Raw genomic sequence first — 15,366 nt, 5'->3', positions numbered from 1 at the left:
GTCGTCGTCTCACCGTCAATCTTACTGTGCGCACACGACAGAACCGCCACTCGGCACCCCTGGAAGGCGGCTGAGACCCTCGTAGCCGGCCGAATCTCGCTGTCCGCGACTCCCCCTACACGCCCCGGCCCCACCTCCGTGGCCGCCGCCACGGAATCGGCCGCCCTGCCGGGCGGGCGGGGGGTCGCGTCCGACGGTGGCCGTACCGTAGCTTTGCGGCGCGCGGCGAAGTTGCCCGTCTTGATCTTTTCCACCCGCAACCGGGACGATGGACCCGATCGACCCGACCCGTGCTCTCGAAAGGTGACACCAGATGGGGCTGGACAATGTCGCGGTGCACTGGCCGCGGACCGGCCGCTTCTACGACCCGGTCGCGCCGGCCGAGTTCGTCGACTTCGGCGAGATCGTGGACATCCCCCGGATCTCCGCGCCGACCGCCGCGCTCGCCGAGCACATCGCCAAGACCGGCACGGTCCGGGCCACCGCCTACACCGAGCTGGTCGACCTGATCCTCGGCCTGGAGAATGTGCTCTACGCCACCGACGCCGCCGCCGAGGACGAGGACCCGGTGATCGACCCGGACGGTTGCTCCTGGATCGCCGGCGGGGTGGAGAAGTTCGTCGTCCAGCACCGGCCGCACGGCGAGACGGTGACCTTCGAGTCGGTCAGCGACGTGCTCCGCGCGCTGCTCGGTGACGGGCGTCTCGCCGAGCAGCAGCTGCGCTGGCTGGGCAGCCGGCTCGACCGGCTGCGCGACGAGAACGGTGACCCGCCGCAGTGGGACTTCACCTGTGCCGAGCTGGGCGTCCTGGCCGCCTTCTACCGGCGCTGCGCCGACCGGGGCTTCGCGGTCTACGCCGACGCCGAGCCCGGTCGCCGGCCCGGCCCGCAGCCCTGACCGCACCCGCACGGTGGCGGCTGACGCCGGCTGGCCGGGCGGTGCGCGGCCGCTAGCTGTCCGGCGTCGCCGGCCCGGCAGGTGGCGGCCCGGCCGTCACCGCGCCGTTGGCGGCGGCGATCACCCGGGTCAGCGCCCCGTGCAGGTCGCGTAGTTCGGCCAGCGGCAGCCCGAGCCGGGCGACGACGGCCGGGGGGATCTGCTCGGCACGGGCCCGCAGCGCCCGCCCGCTCCCGGTGAGCGAGACCGCGAGGCTGCGTTCGTCGGCGGGGTCCCGCTCACGGCGGAGGTAGCCGGCCGCCTCCAGGCGCTTGAGCAGTGGCGACAGGGTGCCGGGGTCGAGCTGGAGCAGCCGGCTCAGCTCGCGTACCGACAGCGGCGCGTGCTGCCAGAGCGCCAGCATGACCAGATACTGCGGGTGGGTCAGCCCCATCGGTTCCAGGAGCGGCCGGTAGACCGCGACGACGCCGCGCGCGGCGACGGAGAGCGCGAAGCAGACCTGCTCCTCCAGCGCCAGCGGATCCCCGTCGGGTGGGCCGTCCACCACGTGCACCTCCTCGTCGCCGTTGCGATGCTACCAACGATTGGTGTACCAATGGTTTGTACACCAATCGTCAGCAGGGGGGTCGGTGCCGATGAGCGAGGACAAGCCGGTGACGAAGGCCCCGGGCGAGGGCGGTCGACTCCTCGCCTGGGCATTCAAGAACCTGGCCGGCCCGCCGGAGGTGGCCGGCGCGGTGCAGGGCGGCTCCCGCCAGGCCCGCGACGCCTGGAAAGCCGACCTGGAACGACGCAAGCAGTGGAGCCGCGAGCAGCGGGAACGCAAACGCGCCGAGCGGGAGGCCCGTCGCGCCGAGCGGTGAGCGGTGAGCCTCAGCCGTAGGTGTCGCGCGGCCCCCGACCGCGTACCCGACGCGGCCCCCGTGACCAGGACGGTGCCGCCGGCCCGTGGATGTGCAGCTTGCGCACCACGTTGTGGCCGACCTCCCCGGCGATCCGCTTCAGCAGCGACCCGGCCAGCAAGCGCAGCTGGGTGGCCCACGCGGTCGACCGGGCCTCCACGGTCAACTCGCCGTCCTCCAGCTTGACCGGGCGGCTGTGCTGGGCGATCTCCGCCCCGACGACCTTCTCCCAGGCACCGAAGACGGTCGCCTCGGCGGCCGGTTGCTGCCAGCCGCGCGCCTTCATCAGCCGCTCCAGCACCGCACCCAGCGGTTGCGGGTCACGCGGGTCCGGCCCCGGCCCCGAATAGCCGCGCAGCCGCCGGCCGGCCCCGTCGGCAGCACCGGTGACCCCCGGGCGACGGTTACGGGCCGCCGACTCCCGCCGGGCCTTCGCCGCGTCCAGCACCGCCCGCGCCAGCTCCGGCCCGGTCGCCTGCGCCGCACCCGCCTCCGTCACCCCGGCACCACCGCCCGCCCCGGCGTCGGACGAGCCGGCACCCGACGGTCCAGCGGTGTCCGCACCACCACCGGCCCGTCCACCACCGGCCCCGGCACCGCCCCGGGAGGCGGCATCCGCACCACCACCGGCACCGGCGTCCGCGCCGGTGCCGGCCGAGCGGGCCCGCGCGCCGTCCGCACCCCGACCGGTCCCCCCGGCGGTACGCGCACCGCGTGCCCCGCCCGGGGCGGTGCGCCCCTGGCCGCCGGTCGCCTTCCGGGGCCCGGCGGGTTGCTCCGGCTCAGTCGACACGGCGGACCGTCCCGTCGCCCACCGCGTACCGGGCGCCGCGCAGGGCCACCGGGACGTCGTCGTCCACCGCACAGGTCACCAGCAGCTGACCGGCCCCACCGACCAGTTCGGCCAGCCGTTCCCGGCGACCCGCGTCCAGCTCGGCGAAGACGTCGTCGAGCACCAGCACCGGTTCGATCCCGTCGGCGCGCAGCAGGTCGTACCCGGCCAGCCGCAGGGCCAGCGCGTACGACCAGGACTCGCCGTGGCTGGCGTACCCCTTGGCGGGCAGCGGGCCGAGGGTGAGCACCAGGTCGTCGCGGTGCGGCCCGACCAGGGTGGTGCCCCGTTCGATCTCGGCCGACCGGGACTCGGCCAGCGCGGCGGTCAACGCCTCGGCCAGCACCGCCCGGTCGACGGTCGACCCGCTCAGCTCCACCGACGGCCGGTACGCGATCCCCGCCGCCCCCGCCCCCGCCGCCACCGCGTCGTACGCCTTCGCCACGTGCGGGGTGAGCGCGGCGACCAGTTCCAGCCGGCCGGCGAGCAACTCGGCCCCGTGCTGCGCCAGGTGGGCGTCCCAGACCGCCAGGGTCGACAGGTCACCGCCGCGCGACCCGCCCGTCTTACGGGCCAGGTACGCCGTGCGGAGCAGGGCGTTGCGCTGCTTGACCACCCGTTCGTAGTCGGCGCGCACCCCCGCGTACCGGGGCTGCCGGAGCACCAGCAGGTCGTCGAGGTAGCGGCGGCGTTCCGCCGGGTCGCCCCGGACGAGTTCCAGGTCCTCCGGGGCGAACAGCACCAGCCGCAACGCGCCGATCACGTCCCGGGCCCGTCGGGCCGGGGAGCGCCCCAGCCGGGCCCGGTTGGCCTTACCGGGGACGATCTCCAGCTCGATCAGGAGTTCCCGGCCGTCGTGCACCACCGCGCAGCGGATCACCGCCGAGGTGGCGCCCAGCCGGACCAGCGGGGCGTCGGTGGCGACCCGGTGCGAGTCCAGGGTCGCCACATAGCCCAGCGCCTCCGCCAGGTTGGTCTTGCCGACGCCGTTCGCCCCGGTCAGGACGTTCGGCCCCGGCTCCAGGTCGACGCCGACCCGCTCGTACGAGCGGAAGTCGACCAGTTCGAGCCGGCGGACGTACACAGCCTGTGGATGCCGCTCAGCGCTTGTGCACGGCGTGCCCGCCGAACTGCTGGCGCAGCGCGGCGACCGCCTTCATCGCGGGCGAGTCGTCCTGCCGGGAGGAGAACCGGGCGAACAGGGCGGCGGTGATGACGTTCAGCGGGACGGCCAGCCGGATCGCCTCGTCGACCGTCCAGCGCCCCTCACCGGTGTCGTCGGTGTAGCCGGTCAGGGTGGCCAGGTCCGGGTCCTCGTCCAACGCCCGGTCCAACAGGTCGAGCAGCCAGGACTGGACGACGGTGCCCTCCCGCCACGACTTGATGATGCCCGGCACGTTCGTCACCATCTCGGCGGCGGACAGCAGCTCGAAACCCTCGGCGTAGGCGTGCATCAGGCCGTACTCGATGCCGTTGTGCACCATCTTGGCGTAGTGGCCGGCACCGACCGGGCCGGCGTGCACGAAGCCGTGGTCGCCGGCCGGCTTCAACGCCTCGAAGATCGGCATCAGGTGGTCGACGTGCTCCTGCGCGCCGCCGACCATCAGGGCGTAGCCGTTCACGTTGCCCCAGACCCCGCCGGAGACACCGACGTCGACGTAGCCGATGCCGCGGGCGGCCAGCCGTTCGGCCCGGGGGGCGTCGTCGCTGAACCGCGAGTTGCCACCGTCGATGATGATGTCACCGTCGCCCAGCACCTCGGCGAGCGCGTCGATCGTGGCGTCGGTGACGGCGGCGGGGACCATCACCCACACCGCCCGGGGCGACTCCAGCTTGTCGGCCAGCTCGGCGAGGCTCGCGACGTCACTGCGGTCGGCGTTGCGGTCGTAGCCGACGACCTCCTGGCCGGCTGCGCGCAACCGCTCGCGCATGTTGCCGCCCATCCGGCCGAGTCCTACCAGGCCGAGCTGCATCTGCCCCTACCTCCGTGCGTCTGGGTGGTGCCGGTGCGCGGTCAGCGGGACACGCGGATCGGCATGATGAGGTACCGGTACCCAGGGATGACCTCGCCATCCTCGCCTGCGGGCGAAATCACCGCAGGCTTGAACGCGTCCACGAACCGCAGCAGGGCGTACTGGGCCCCCAGGTTGGCCAGGCCGTCGATCAGGTACTGCGGGTTGAAGCCGATGGTCAACGGCTCGCCGGTGAAGGTGGCCTCCATCGCCTCACTGGCCCGCGCCTCCTCGGTGCCGCCGGCCTCGACCACCAGGCCGTCGCTGCTGAAGCTGAGCAGCACCGGGGTGGTCCGCTCGGCGACCAGGGCGACCCGCTTGACCACCTCGATCAGGGTGCTGACCGGGACCCGTGCCTCGGCGTTGCTGGTGGCCGGGAAGAGCGAGCGGACCGGCGGGTAGTTGGCCCCGTCGAGCAGCCTGCTGGTGGTCCGGCGGGTGCCGCCGGAGAAGCCGATCATGCCCTCGCCGGCGGCACCCTGGGACAGCGCCATGGTCACCGGGCCGCCGAGCGGGCCGAGCGCCTTCGCGGTGTCGTTCAGGGTGCGGGCGGGCACCAGGGCGTTGATGCTGATCTCCGGGTCGTCCGGGTTCCACTCCATCTCGCGCAGGGCGAGCCGGTAGCGGTCGGTGGCGAGCATCGCCAGGGTGCCACCGGACAGTTCCAGCCGGACGCCGGTCATCATCGGCAGCGTCTCGTCCCGGCCGGCCGCGATGGCCACCTGGGCGACGGCGGCGGCGAACGCGGCGGCCTCGACGGTGCCCGCGCTCTCCGGCATCTCCGGCAGGGCGGGGTAGTCCTCCACCGGCATTGTCGGCAGGGTGAACCGGGCGCTGCCACAGACCAGCTCCAGGTGGGCACCGACGGCGGCGATGTCGACCGGCTTGGCCGGGAGCGCTTTGGTGATCTCGGCGAGCAGCCGGCCGGAGACCAGGGCGGCGCCGTCGGCGTCCCCCTGCACCTCGACGGTCACCTGGCTGGAGACCTCGTAGTCGAAGCCGGAGACCTGGAGGTTGCCGTCGGTGACCCGCAGCATCACCCCGGCGAGCACCGGTACGGACGGCCGGCTGGGCAGGCTCTTCGCGGTCCACGCCACCGCTTCGGCGAGCGCGTCGCGCTCCACTCGGAACTTCATCAATGCCTCCGCGTCGACGTCAGCAACAACTCTCTCATGCCGACCGCTGCCCACCGTCCCGCCCGACCGTGCGGGTACCCATCGCACCTTAGGGCGCGTGGGCATCGGCTGTGCGCCCGACCCCGTGCTTCCGGTGCCGGGGCGACTGCCGACGGCAGTGCTGCGGCCCGATCCACAGGAAGTCCAACGGTGATGATTGGTTTTTGATTCTTTAGAAGAGATAACTCATCGTCTTCATCGCACCTGTGCAAACTGTGGGTAACTCGCGTCGTCGCAGGTCAGACCCGTTATCCACCGGTGGGTTCGCTGTGGAGAACCGGGGGGAAAACCCGGTCGGTCGTCCACAGGCACCGGATGTCCCCACCGTTGTCCACCGTCGTCCACCGGTTGTCCACCGGTTATCCACCGGGTTTACCCCCAGTGCTGTGGACGACGGCGTCGGCCCGGAGCCGGCCCGTCCCCAGAACCTTCAACAGGTTGCCCACAGGCCCACCGTCGGCTGTGGAGGACGACCCGGTTGTCCCCAGCCGTCCACAGCACCGTCCCCAGGGTTTATCCACAGTCTGTGGGTAACCGGCTCGGGACGGAGCGTGGTTATCCACCGGCTGTGGAACAGGGGGTGTGGACAACCGGGCCGTCCTGTGGACGAAGGTGACGACTCATCCACAGGACGCGCCCCGGCGATCCGGGGCGGACGGGACCACCGGGGCTGTGCGCCGACACGAAGACGCCCGACCGAGATGCTCGGCCGGGCGTCGACGACGGGTGGAAAGTGGCGTACGTCTCAGGTGTTCTGCTTGATCCGGTTGGTCAGCTCGGCGATCTGGTTGTAGAGCGAGCGCCGCTCCGCCATCTGCTGGCGGATCTTCCGGTCGGCGTGCATGACGGTGGTGTGGTCCCGGCCGCCGAACGCCTGCCCGATCCGGGGCAGTGAGAGGTCGGTCAGCTCCCGACACAGGTACATGGCCACCTGACGGGCGTTGACCAGCACCCGGGAGCGTGAGTGCCCGCGCAGGTCCTCCAGGCTCACCCCGAAGTACTCCGAGGTGGAAACCATGATCTGGTCGGCGGTGATCTCCGGGCCCGCGCCGTCGGGGATGAAGTCCCGCAGCACCTCCTCGGCCAACGACAGCTCGACGGTGGACCGGGTGAGGCTGGCGAACGCGGTGACCCGGATCAGCGCCCCCTCCAGCTCCCGGATCGAGTTCGACACCCGGGAGGCGATGAACTCCAGCACGTCCGGCGGGGCGTACAGCCGCTCCTGGGCGGCCTTCTTCTGCAGGATCGCGATCCGGGTCTCCAGGTCGGGCGGCTGGATGTCGGCGAGCAGCCCCCACTCGAACCGGGTCCGCAGCCGGTCCTCCAGCGTCGCCAGCTGCTTCGGCGAACGGTCGGAGGTGATCACGATCTGCTTGTTGGCGTTGTGCAGGGTGTTGAAGGTGTGGAAGAACTCCTCCTGGGTCCGCTCACGGTTCTCCAGGAACTGGATGTCGTCGATCAGCAGGATGTCGACGTCGCGGTAGCGGCGCTGGAACGCACTGGTCTTGTCGTCCCGCAGGGAGTTGATGAAGTCGTTGGTGAACTCCTCGGTCGAGACGTACCGGACCGAGCGGGCGTTGCCGAGCGTCTGGGCGTAGTGCCCGATCGCGTGCAGCAGGTGCGTCTTGCCCAGCCCCGAGCTGCCGTAGATGAACAGCGGGTTGTACGCCTTGGCCGGTGACTCGGCCACCGCGACGCTCGCCGCGTGGGCGAACCGGTTGGACGAGCCGATGACGAACGTCTCGAACATGTACTTCGGGTTGAGCCGGTTGCCGCTGCCCTCCGTACCGCCGGGGCGTCGGTCACCGCCACCGGGCCGGTGGTCGGAGCCGGCCCGACCGGGCCCGCTGTCGGTGACGCCGTCGCGGGCCGGGCCGCGCGGACCCTGCTGGTCGCGCGGCGGCCGCCCCTGGTCCCGGTAGGCGGGCTCGTAGCCGCGCGGGTCGGTGTCCGGCTCGGCGCGGTGACGTTCCTCGAAACCGCGTCGCTCGGGGGCGGGGCGGTCCATCCGCGCCGGTTCGGCGAAGCCGACGCCGAACAGTGTGTCCTGACCACCGTCGCGGCTGGCCGGAACCCGGGCCGGGCGGTGGCCGTCCGGCTCCGGTTGCCCGGCGGGCGACCGGCCCCCGGGCTGCTCCGGCGGTGGCCCGGCCTCCCGGGGGTACGACGGTTCGGGTTCGTCGTAGGCCGACGGCCGGAACCCCGGATAGTCGTCCACGGCCGGACCGGGCTCCGCCACGACGGCGGCCTCCGGCCCGCTGCGGTAGACGGTGCCGGCGGGCCGCCCGGCGGCGTCCTCGGCGATCCGCACGGTCACCGCGACCTGTATCGGCCGGCCCAGTCGTCGGGTGAGCGCCTCGGTGATGGCCGGTCGCAGCCGCGACTCGATGACGTCCCGGGTGAAGGCGTCCGGCACGGAGAGCAGCGCGGTGTCCTCGACGATCGCCCGCAACCGGGTCAGCCTGAGGTAGGCCCGCTGCTGGGCGGAGATGATCTCGTCGGCGAGTTCGTCCGTCGCCGCGGTCCACACCGCGGCAAGGTCGATCGTTCCGGCCACCGTCGTGCCACCCCCTCGCCTCTGCTCCCGACCGCCGCTGTGGTCCAGCGGTTGTGCCGGGCCCGCCACCGCGTTCGCGGGTGGTACCGCTCACCCACCGGACGGCTGACCGGCCGGCATCCACAAGTTATCCACAGCCTGTGTGTACCGACCGATTGTGGCCGCCCGCCGGGCGCGGGTCGGACCTGCCCCCCTGTCGGGGAGGGCGTTTGAAGCGGGTTCACCGTGCCGAACGATTCACTGCCGGGTCCGGTCTTGCCCTCCGACCACAACCCGGAACCGAAGCTGACCGCAAACGCGCACGGTAACAGCGACGACGGGCCGCCATCAACCGCCGCCACCCCGACCGCCGCTCCCACCCCGGGCGGGACACCTGCTCGACAGGACACCGGACCAGCGGATCGCCGGTCCGGGTGGTTTGACGGTCATTGCCCCCCTGCGTAGGCTGGAGGGGCTGCTCTGTCGCCCTCTGCTAGGGTGATGGGTGCTCGCTGTCCGTGGTCGTCGCCCCGCATCGCCGAGGTTCCGCGCCGCCGGGCAGCACCGATCGGAGGCCACCACCGAGGTGGTCTGGTCCACCAAACGACCCCGGGCGAACCCGCGCCGGGGACGTACGAAAACGGAGAGCCTGACGTGAGCAAGCGCACCTACCAGCCGAACAACCGCCGGCGCGCGAAGACCCACGGCTTCCGGCTGCGCATGCGCACCCGTGCCGGCCGCGCCATTCTGTCGACCCGCCGTGCCAAGGGCCGTAACCGCCTGTCGGCCTGAGGCCGACCGGTCCGGGGACGTGGACAGTCGTGCTGACGGCCGCACAGCGCCTGCGGCGTAGCAGCGACTTCGCCGCAGCCGTCCGTGGTGGTCGACGCGTCGGGCGTGGTGCCGTCGTCGTCCACCTGACACTGCCGGTGGCCTCCACATCCGCCGCGACCACACCCCTCGGGACAACCTCGCCGGAGCCGGCGCGGAGCACAGACCCGGAGCTGACCTCCGGATCGAGCCGCGCCGGCTTCGTCGTGTCCAAAGCCGTCGGGCCCGCCGTGGTCCGCAACAAGGTTCGCCGCCGGCTGCGGCACCTGGTCCGTGAGCGGCTGGACGCGCTACCGGCCGGCAGCACCCTGGTGGTACGCGCCCTGCCCCCCGCCGCCGGCACGCCGTACGCCCGGCTCGGCAGCGACCTGGACGCGGCGATCGCCGCCGCCCGGACGCCTCGGGCGCGGCGGTCGCGGTGAGCAACGGACCCGCCGTGTCGGCACGCCGGAGCATGGGTGCCCGGATGCTCAGTGGTCCCATCATCGCGTACCGTCGTTGGATAAGCCCGGCGTTGCCGGCCCGCTGCCGGTTCTACCCGTCGTGCAGTGCCTACGCCCTGGAGGCGGTGACCCGTCACGGCGCGCTCCGGGGGGTCGGCCTGACGGTCCGGCGGCTGTCGCGCTGCCACCCTTTCCACCCTGGTGGACACGACCCGGTTCCGGAGCCGGGCGGCCGCCGACGCGCCGACGTGACTGGAGTCTGAGAATTGAGTCTCGACTGGATCTACTACGCGATCTCGTGGATCCTGCTGACCTGGCACTCGGCGTGGGACGCCATCGGGGTGCCGGTCCGCACGGTGCTCGGCACGAACTGGTCGTGGATTCTCGCCATCGTCTTCCTGGTGGTCACCGTCCGGGTCATCCTCTTCCCGGTCTTCGTCAAGCAGATCAAGTCCCAGCGGGCGATGCAGGCGCTCCAGCCGAAGGTCAAGGAGCTCCAGGAGAAGCACAAGGGTGACCGGGAGACGCTCCAGAAGGAGATGATGGAGCTCTATCGGAAGGAAAAGGCCAACCCGCTGATGGGCTGCCTTCCGATGTTCCTCCAGATCCCGGTCTTCCTGGGTCTCTTCCACGTGCTGCGCCGGCTCGACCCGGCCAAGGAGGCCAAGAGCCTCTACGGCTGGACCGCCGAGCAGTTCGACAGCGCCTCCAGCGCCACGATCTTCACCGCCCCGATCGCCGGCAAGTTCGGCTCCACCGCCGACGAGCTGGCCCGGCTCGGCGCCAACGGCACCACCGTGAAGGTGATCGCCGGCATCCTGGTCCTGGTCATGATGGGCACCACCTACCTGACCAGCCGTCAGATGATCCTCAAGACCGGCTGGGCGGAGGACCCGCAGCAGCGGATGATCCAGCGGCTGATGCTCTACGGCATCCCGCTCTCCCTGCTCGTCTCCGGCTCGATCTTCCCGATCGGCGTGATCATCTACTGGGTCACCAACAACCTGTTCACCCTCGGCCAGCAGCAGTGGGTGCTCCGCAAGTTCCCGCCGTTGGTGACCAACAAGGGGGTCACCGGCAGCAAGGCGACCAGCTCCGGTCCGGTGCAGCCGGCCAAGACCGGCGGTTTCCTCAACCGGAACAAGCCGGTCGCGCAGGCGCCCGCCAAGCCGGCCGCGCCGAAGGTCGCCGGGCCGAAGCCGGGTGCCAAGCCGGCCAACCCCAAGAAGGGCCCGGCCAAGCGCCAGGGCTGAGCCACTGGGCCGCCGTCGGGACGACCGACGGCGGCTCTCCGGCACCGCGCAGCCGCCTCACGGCCGGCGCCGGGCCGGGACCGCCGCGCCCCGCGCGGTTACGGGCGAGACCGCCCGTACCAGACGTGCCCGTGACCGAACCGGCCTCTTTCCGCCGGTCGCCCGGGAGACCAGCGGACCCGACGGTCCGGCCGAGCTAGTACGGAGATGACACCGTGACCGACACCAGCATCCCCAGCGCGGACGCCTCGCTCGACGAGGAGACCGTCCCGACCGCCGCCACCGGTGAGGGTGAGCCCGCCGACGGCGGCAAGGAGAAGAAGTCAGCCGGCGAGGGCGAGCTGTTCGCCCAGAGCGAGATCGCCGCCGACTACATCGAGGGGCTGCTCGACATCCTCGACTACGACGGCGACATCGACGAGCTGGTCTCCGGTGGTCGGCCGGTCGTCGAGGTGGTCGGTGGCCGGTTGCAGAACCTGGTCGGCCAACGCGGCGCCACCCTGGAGGCACTCCAGGAGCTGGCCCGACTGGCTGTGTTCCGCCAGACCGGCTCGCCGAGTCGGCTCCTGCTCGACGTTGGCGGCTACCGGGCCACCCGGCGCAAGGAACTCGCCGCCGTCGCCAAGAACGCGGTGGAGAAGGTCAAGGAGCACGGCGAGCCGGTGCGGCTTGAGCCGATGTCGGCCTTCGAGCGCAAGTGCGTGCACGACGTGGTCAACGCGATGAGCGGGGTGGAGAGCGAGTCCGAGGGTGTCGAGCCGACGCGGCGCATCGTCGTCCGGCCGGCGGACTGAACTGGTGACGCCCGACGACCTCACGACGGAAGCCGGTCCCGGCCCGGGTGGCACGCCGCCCGGGCCGCCGTCCGAGCATTCCGCCCCGTCCGCCCAGGAGGCCACCCTCCCGGCCGAGCTGGCCGCCGCCGCGACGGCACTCTTCGGTGACCGGCTCGACCTGGCCGCCGGGTACGCCGAGCTGCTCGCCACCGACGGTGTGGTGCGTGGCCTGATCGGCCCCCGGGAGGCACCCCGGATCTGGGACCGGCACCTGCTCAACTGCGCCGCCGTCGCCGAGCGCATCCCCGAGGGTGCCAGCGTGATCGACGTCGGCTCCGGAGCCGGCCTACCCGGGCTGGTGCTGGCGATCGCCCGTCCCGACCTGAACGTCGTCCTGGTCGAGCCGCTGGCCCGGCGTACCTCGTTCCTCGTCGAGACGGTGGAGCGGCTCGGGCTGGCCAGGATGGTCCGGGTGTTCCGGGGCCGGGCCGACGAGGCAGCCACCGGGGCGTCCGGCGTCGGCCCGTTCACCGCCGACGTGGTTACCGCCCGCGCGGTGGCACCGTTGGACCGCCTCGCCACCTGGAGCCTGCCGCTGGTGGTTCGCGGCGGCCGGCTGCTCGCCCTCAAGGGGTCGTCCGCGCTGGACGAGATCGCCGAGCATGCCGGGGCCGTGGCGAAGCTGGGCGGCGGCGAGCCGACGGTGCAGCTGTGCGGCACCGGCCTCCTCGATCCGCCGACCACCGTGGTGGAGATCGTGCGGGAGCGGGTCGTCCGACCACCGGGGGCCAAGGTGGCGTCGAAGCGTGCTCGCGGTGGCCGGAAGCGCGCCCGCTGAGTCCTGTCTGTCGACGCGGATCGGTGCCCGCTGCCCCCGGGTGCCCGGTGCGGTGGCACCGATCCGCGGCAGACGCGGTGCCGCCGGAGAACGAAGATGGACCCGCCGCGCCCGTCCCCCGTAGGCTGACCGCGCGTCGATAGTGTGGGGCGGGTGGATGTCGGGCGCACCGGGTCCCGATCGCCCCCGCCGGGCCGTACGCTCCGCGGTGCGAGCGCGTACGGCAAGCGAGACGGGGTGCGGACCGACCATCCGGAGCGGGTAGGGATGACAGGTGCATGACGACGGCAGGTACGACGATCCACGGGTGAACCGTCCCGACGGGTCGGGCTCGGACGCGGGCCCTGTTTCACGTGAAACCGACCATCAGGACCGGACTGCCGGCGGGCAGCCGACGATCCATCCGCCGGAGCGCACTCCCGGATCGCGGCGTGAGCCTCCGGTGGTGGGTGCGGCACGCCCGGCTCCCGAGTCGTACGTTCCGCCGCCTACCGCCCGATCCGGCTCCGACGGCGGTCCCACCCGTGCTCCCGACGGCCGGGCGGCACCCTCGGCACGACGTAACGCGGGGGCGTCGTCGCGGTTCACGGCTCCGCTGCACGGCAATACACCATCGGTGCCCACCCAACCCCACCCCGACGCGGTGCCCGACGCGACGCCTGCCCTCGACATTCCCGGGCCCGTTCCCGGGCCCGTCGCCGCGGGTTCGGCGGACGCCGCGTACGTTTCACGTGAAACTCCGACGCGCGAAGAGGATGACCCACCGTTGGCTATGGAGGCGATGCGCGCCGTGCAGATCCTTAATCCGAGTGGCGAGGTGACCATGCCCCGTCCTGAGCGGACCCGGGTGATGTGCGTTGCCAATCAGAAGGGCGGCGTGGGCAAGACCACGACCACGGTGAACCTGGCGGTGGCGCTGGCCCTGCACGGCAACCGGGTGCTGGTGGTCGACCTCGACCCGCAGGGCAACGCTTCCACCGGGTTGAACGTCCCGCACCACACCGGGGTGCCGGACGTCTATGACTGCCTGATCGACAGCGTGCCGCTGGCGGAGGTGGCCCAGGAGGTCGAGGGCATCCCCAACCTGTGGTGCGTGCCGGCGACCATCGACCTGGCCGGCGCCGAGATCGAACTGGTCTCCGTGGTCGCCCGGGAGTCCCGGCTCAACCGGGCCATCGAGGCGTACCCGGGGCACTTCGACTACGTCTTCATCGACTGCCCACCCTCCCTCGGGCTGCTGACGGTCAACGCCCTGGTGGCCGCGCAGGAGGTGCTGATCCCGATCCAGTGCGAGTACTACGCGCTGGAAGGGCTGAACCAGTTGATAAACAACATCAACCTGGTTCGCCAGCACCTCAACCCGAAGCTGGAGGTCTCCACGATCCTGCTCACCATGTACGACCGCCGTACCCGGCTCGCCGACGCGGTGGAGCAGGACGTCCGGAACCACTTCGGCGACAAGGTCCTCCAGGCCGTCATCCCCCGCAACGTGCGGGTGTCGGAGGCCCCGAGCTACGGGCAGTCCGTGATGACCTACGATCCCGGATCGCGGGGAGCCACGAGTTACTTCGAGGCTGCCCAGGAAATCGCCGAGCGCGGTGCCAAGGAGCCGGTGAGCCGGAATGCGTAGTGCGGACGAGTCGCTGGGAGGCGTCGTATGAAGAACCGTCCCCGGGGCGGTCTGGGTAGAGGGCTCGGTGCGCTGATCCCGACCGGGCCGGTGCAGGAGAGCACGACCACGGCGACCCTGCCCGTGGAGGTCGACCCGGTGCGGCCGGCGACCGAGACGTCCACCGATCCGGTAGCCCTGAACGTGACGACGCCCGCGCCGGTGGCCCTCGCACCGCCGCCCGACGAGCCGCAACTCAGCCCGGTGCCCGGTGCGCGCTTCGCCGAGATCTCCGTCGACGCGATCGTGCCGAACCCCAAGCAACCCCGGCACGTCTTCGACGAGGAGGCGCTGGAAGAACTCAAGACCTCCATCCAGGAGGTCGGCTTCCTCCAGCCGATCGTGGTCCGGCAGCTGGACAGCGAGAAGTACGAACTCGTCATGGGTGAACGGCGCTGGCGTGCCGCCCAGGCGGTCGGTCGGGAGAGCATTCCCGCGATCGTCCGGGAGACGAAGGACGACGCCATGCTCCGTGACGCGCTCCTGGAGAACATCCACCGGGCCAACCTCAACCCGTTGGAAGAGGCTGCGGCCTACCAGCAGCTGCTGGAGGAGTTCGGCGCGACCCACGAGGAGCTGGCCCGGCGGATCGGGCGGAGCCGGCCACAGATCTCGAACACGATCCGGCTGCTGAATCTGCCCCCGCAGGTCCAGCGCCGGGTGGCGGCCGGTGTGTTGTCGGCCGGCCACGCCCGCGCGCTGCTCAGCCTCGACGAGTCCGAGGCGCAGGAGCAGTTGGCCCTGCGGATCGTCGCCGAAGGGCTCTCGGTCCGGGCCACCGAGGAAATCGTGGCACTGACGCTCAGCGACGGCCCCGCGAAGACCCCGACAGCCAAGCGCCGGTCCAAGGCGCACGCCCCGGCGTTGACCGATCTGGCCGACCGGCTCTCCGACCGGTTCGACACCCGGGTGAAGGTGGACATCGGTCGGAGCAAGGGAAAGATCACGATCGAGTTCGCCACGGTGGACGACCTGGAGCGGATCGTCGGCATCATCGGGGTCGGCGAGGAAGGCCAATCCGAGCCCGAGGACTGATCCGTTTCCCGCCGTTCCCCGGCCGCGTACCCGAGACGGGTACGCGGCCGTTCTGGTGGTGCTGCTCTGCTGCCAACGTGGACGGTGGACCTGCTGCACTCAGCAGAGCACGTCCACGCCGGGCCCTCGCCCTTCACCACCCGACTCCGAGGCGTGGCTTCCCGCC

The 15,366-nt window shown here is 71.8% G+C and carries 15 protein-coding genes and 1 pseudogene; 10 read left to right on the top strand and 6 right to left on the bottom strand.

The window, feature by feature from the left end; genetic code table 11:
* Positions 1-313 precede the first annotated feature (313 nt).
* Entirely contained in the window at positions 314-898 is a 585-nt protein-coding gene (locus tag JQN83_RS01410; RefSeq protein WP_208565183.1) for a hypothetical protein, read from the top strand.
* 52 nt (positions 899-950) lie between these two features.
* Here JQN83_RS01410 and JQN83_RS01405 read toward each other — a convergent pair whose 3' ends face one another.
* Positions 951-1,442: a MarR family winged helix-turn-helix transcriptional regulator gene (locus tag JQN83_RS01405; RefSeq protein WP_372443949.1), complete on the bottom strand. Its 492-nt coding sequence runs from the start codon at positions 1,440-1,442 to the stop codon at positions 951-953.
* A 91-nt stretch (positions 1,443-1,533) separates the two neighbouring features.
* On the opposite strand from JQN83_RS01405, the gene JQN83_RS01400 reads away from it, so the two are divergent.
* Positions 1,534-1,761, top strand: coding sequence for a hypothetical protein (locus JQN83_RS01400; RefSeq protein WP_208565181.1), 228 nt, complete (start codon positions 1,534-1,536; stop codon positions 1,759-1,761).
* A gap of 10 nt (positions 1,762-1,771) precedes the next feature.
* On the opposite strand, the gene JQN83_RS01395 is transcribed toward JQN83_RS01400, so the two are convergent.
* From JQN83_RS01395 to dnaA, 5 genes are all read right to left on the bottom strand, one after another.
* Positions 1,772-2,299: a DciA family protein gene (locus JQN83_RS01395; RefSeq protein ID WP_208565797.1), complete on the bottom strand. Its 528-nt coding sequence runs from the start codon at positions 2,297-2,299 to the stop codon at positions 1,772-1,774.
* A gap of 283 nt (positions 2,300-2,582) precedes the next feature.
* A complete protein-coding gene (gene recF, locus JQN83_RS01390) occupies positions 2,583-3,716 on the bottom strand; it encodes a DNA replication/repair protein RecF (RefSeq protein WP_208565180.1) in 1,134 nt (377 codons plus the stop codon).
* A gap of 16 nt (positions 3,717-3,732) precedes the next feature.
* Positions 3,733-4,605 carry a phosphogluconate dehydrogenase (NAD(+)-dependent, decarboxylating) gene (gene gnd, locus JQN83_RS01385; RefSeq protein ID WP_208565179.1) on the bottom strand — a complete coding sequence of 291 codons (873 nt, stop codon included), beginning with the start codon at positions 4,603-4,605 and terminating at the stop codon, positions 3,733-3,735.
* Between the two features lie 41 nt (positions 4,606-4,646).
* Entirely contained in the window at positions 4,647-5,780 is a 1,134-nt protein-coding gene (dnaN, locus tag JQN83_RS01380; RefSeq protein ID WP_208565178.1) for a DNA polymerase III subunit beta, read from the bottom strand.
* A 784-nt stretch (positions 5,781-6,564) separates the two neighbouring features.
* Complete coding sequence (gene dnaA, locus JQN83_RS01375) at positions 6,565-8,376, bottom strand: chromosomal replication initiator protein DnaA (RefSeq protein WP_208565177.1); 1,812 nt, start codon at positions 8,374-8,376, stop codon at positions 6,565-6,567.
* A 633-nt stretch (positions 8,377-9,009) separates the two neighbouring features.
* Here dnaA and rpmH point away from each other — a divergent pair.
* The 8 genes and pseudogenes from rpmH to JQN83_RS01335 form a co-directional block, all read left to right on the top strand.
* Positions 9,010-9,147 carry a 50S ribosomal protein L34 gene (gene rpmH, locus JQN83_RS01370; protein ID WP_208565176.1) on the top strand — a complete coding sequence of 46 codons (138 nt, stop codon included), beginning with the start codon at positions 9,010-9,012 and terminating at the stop codon, positions 9,145-9,147.
* A gap of 29 nt (positions 9,148-9,176) precedes the next feature.
* Complete coding sequence (gene rnpA, locus JQN83_RS01365) at positions 9,177-9,608, top strand: ribonuclease P protein component (protein ID WP_208565175.1); 432 nt, start codon at positions 9,177-9,179, stop codon at positions 9,606-9,608.
* 44 nt (positions 9,609-9,652) lie between these two features.
* Complete coding sequence (gene yidD, locus JQN83_RS01360; protein WP_208565174.1) at positions 9,653-9,892, top strand: membrane protein insertion efficiency factor YidD; 240 nt, start codon at positions 9,653-9,655, stop codon at positions 9,890-9,892.
* A gap of 3 nt (positions 9,893-9,895) precedes the next feature.
* The gene (yidC, locus tag JQN83_RS01355) at positions 9,896-10,882 is read left to right on the top strand and encodes a membrane protein insertase YidC (protein ID WP_208565173.1); all 987 of its coding nucleotides are present in this window, start codon (positions 9,896-9,898) and stop codon (positions 10,880-10,882) included.
* A gap of 215 nt (positions 10,883-11,097) precedes the next feature.
* Positions 11,098-11,676 (top strand): Jag family protein, encoded by a 579-nt coding sequence (locus tag JQN83_RS01350; RefSeq protein ID WP_208565172.1) that lies wholly within the window; start codon positions 11,098-11,100, stop codon positions 11,674-11,676.
* A 118-nt stretch (positions 11,677-11,794) separates the two neighbouring features.
* Complete coding sequence (rsmG, locus tag JQN83_RS01345; protein WP_244251651.1) at positions 11,795-12,496, top strand: 16S rRNA (guanine(527)-N(7))-methyltransferase RsmG; 702 nt, start codon at positions 11,795-11,797, stop codon at positions 12,494-12,496.
* Between the two features lie 274 nt (positions 12,497-12,770).
* Positions 12,771-14,126, top strand: a complete 1,356-nt coding sequence (locus JQN83_RS01340) for a ParA family protein (RefSeq protein ID WP_307798945.1) — start codon at positions 12,771-12,773, stop codon at positions 14,124-14,126.
* Between the two features lie 228 nt (positions 14,127-14,354).
* A pseudogene (locus JQN83_RS01335) lies at positions 14,355-15,200 on the top strand (ParB/RepB/Spo0J family partition protein); the annotation flags it as partial.
* Positions 15,201-15,366: the final 166 nt, after the last annotated feature.

This window comes from Micromonospora antibiotica (genome assembly GCF_017599305.1).
Lineage (GTDB): Bacteria > Actinomycetota > Actinomycetes > Mycobacteriales > Micromonosporaceae > Micromonospora > Micromonospora antibiotica.
The sequence above is the reverse complement of the archived record's forward strand: the minus strand, read 5'-3'. Positions and strand labels throughout refer to the sequence as shown.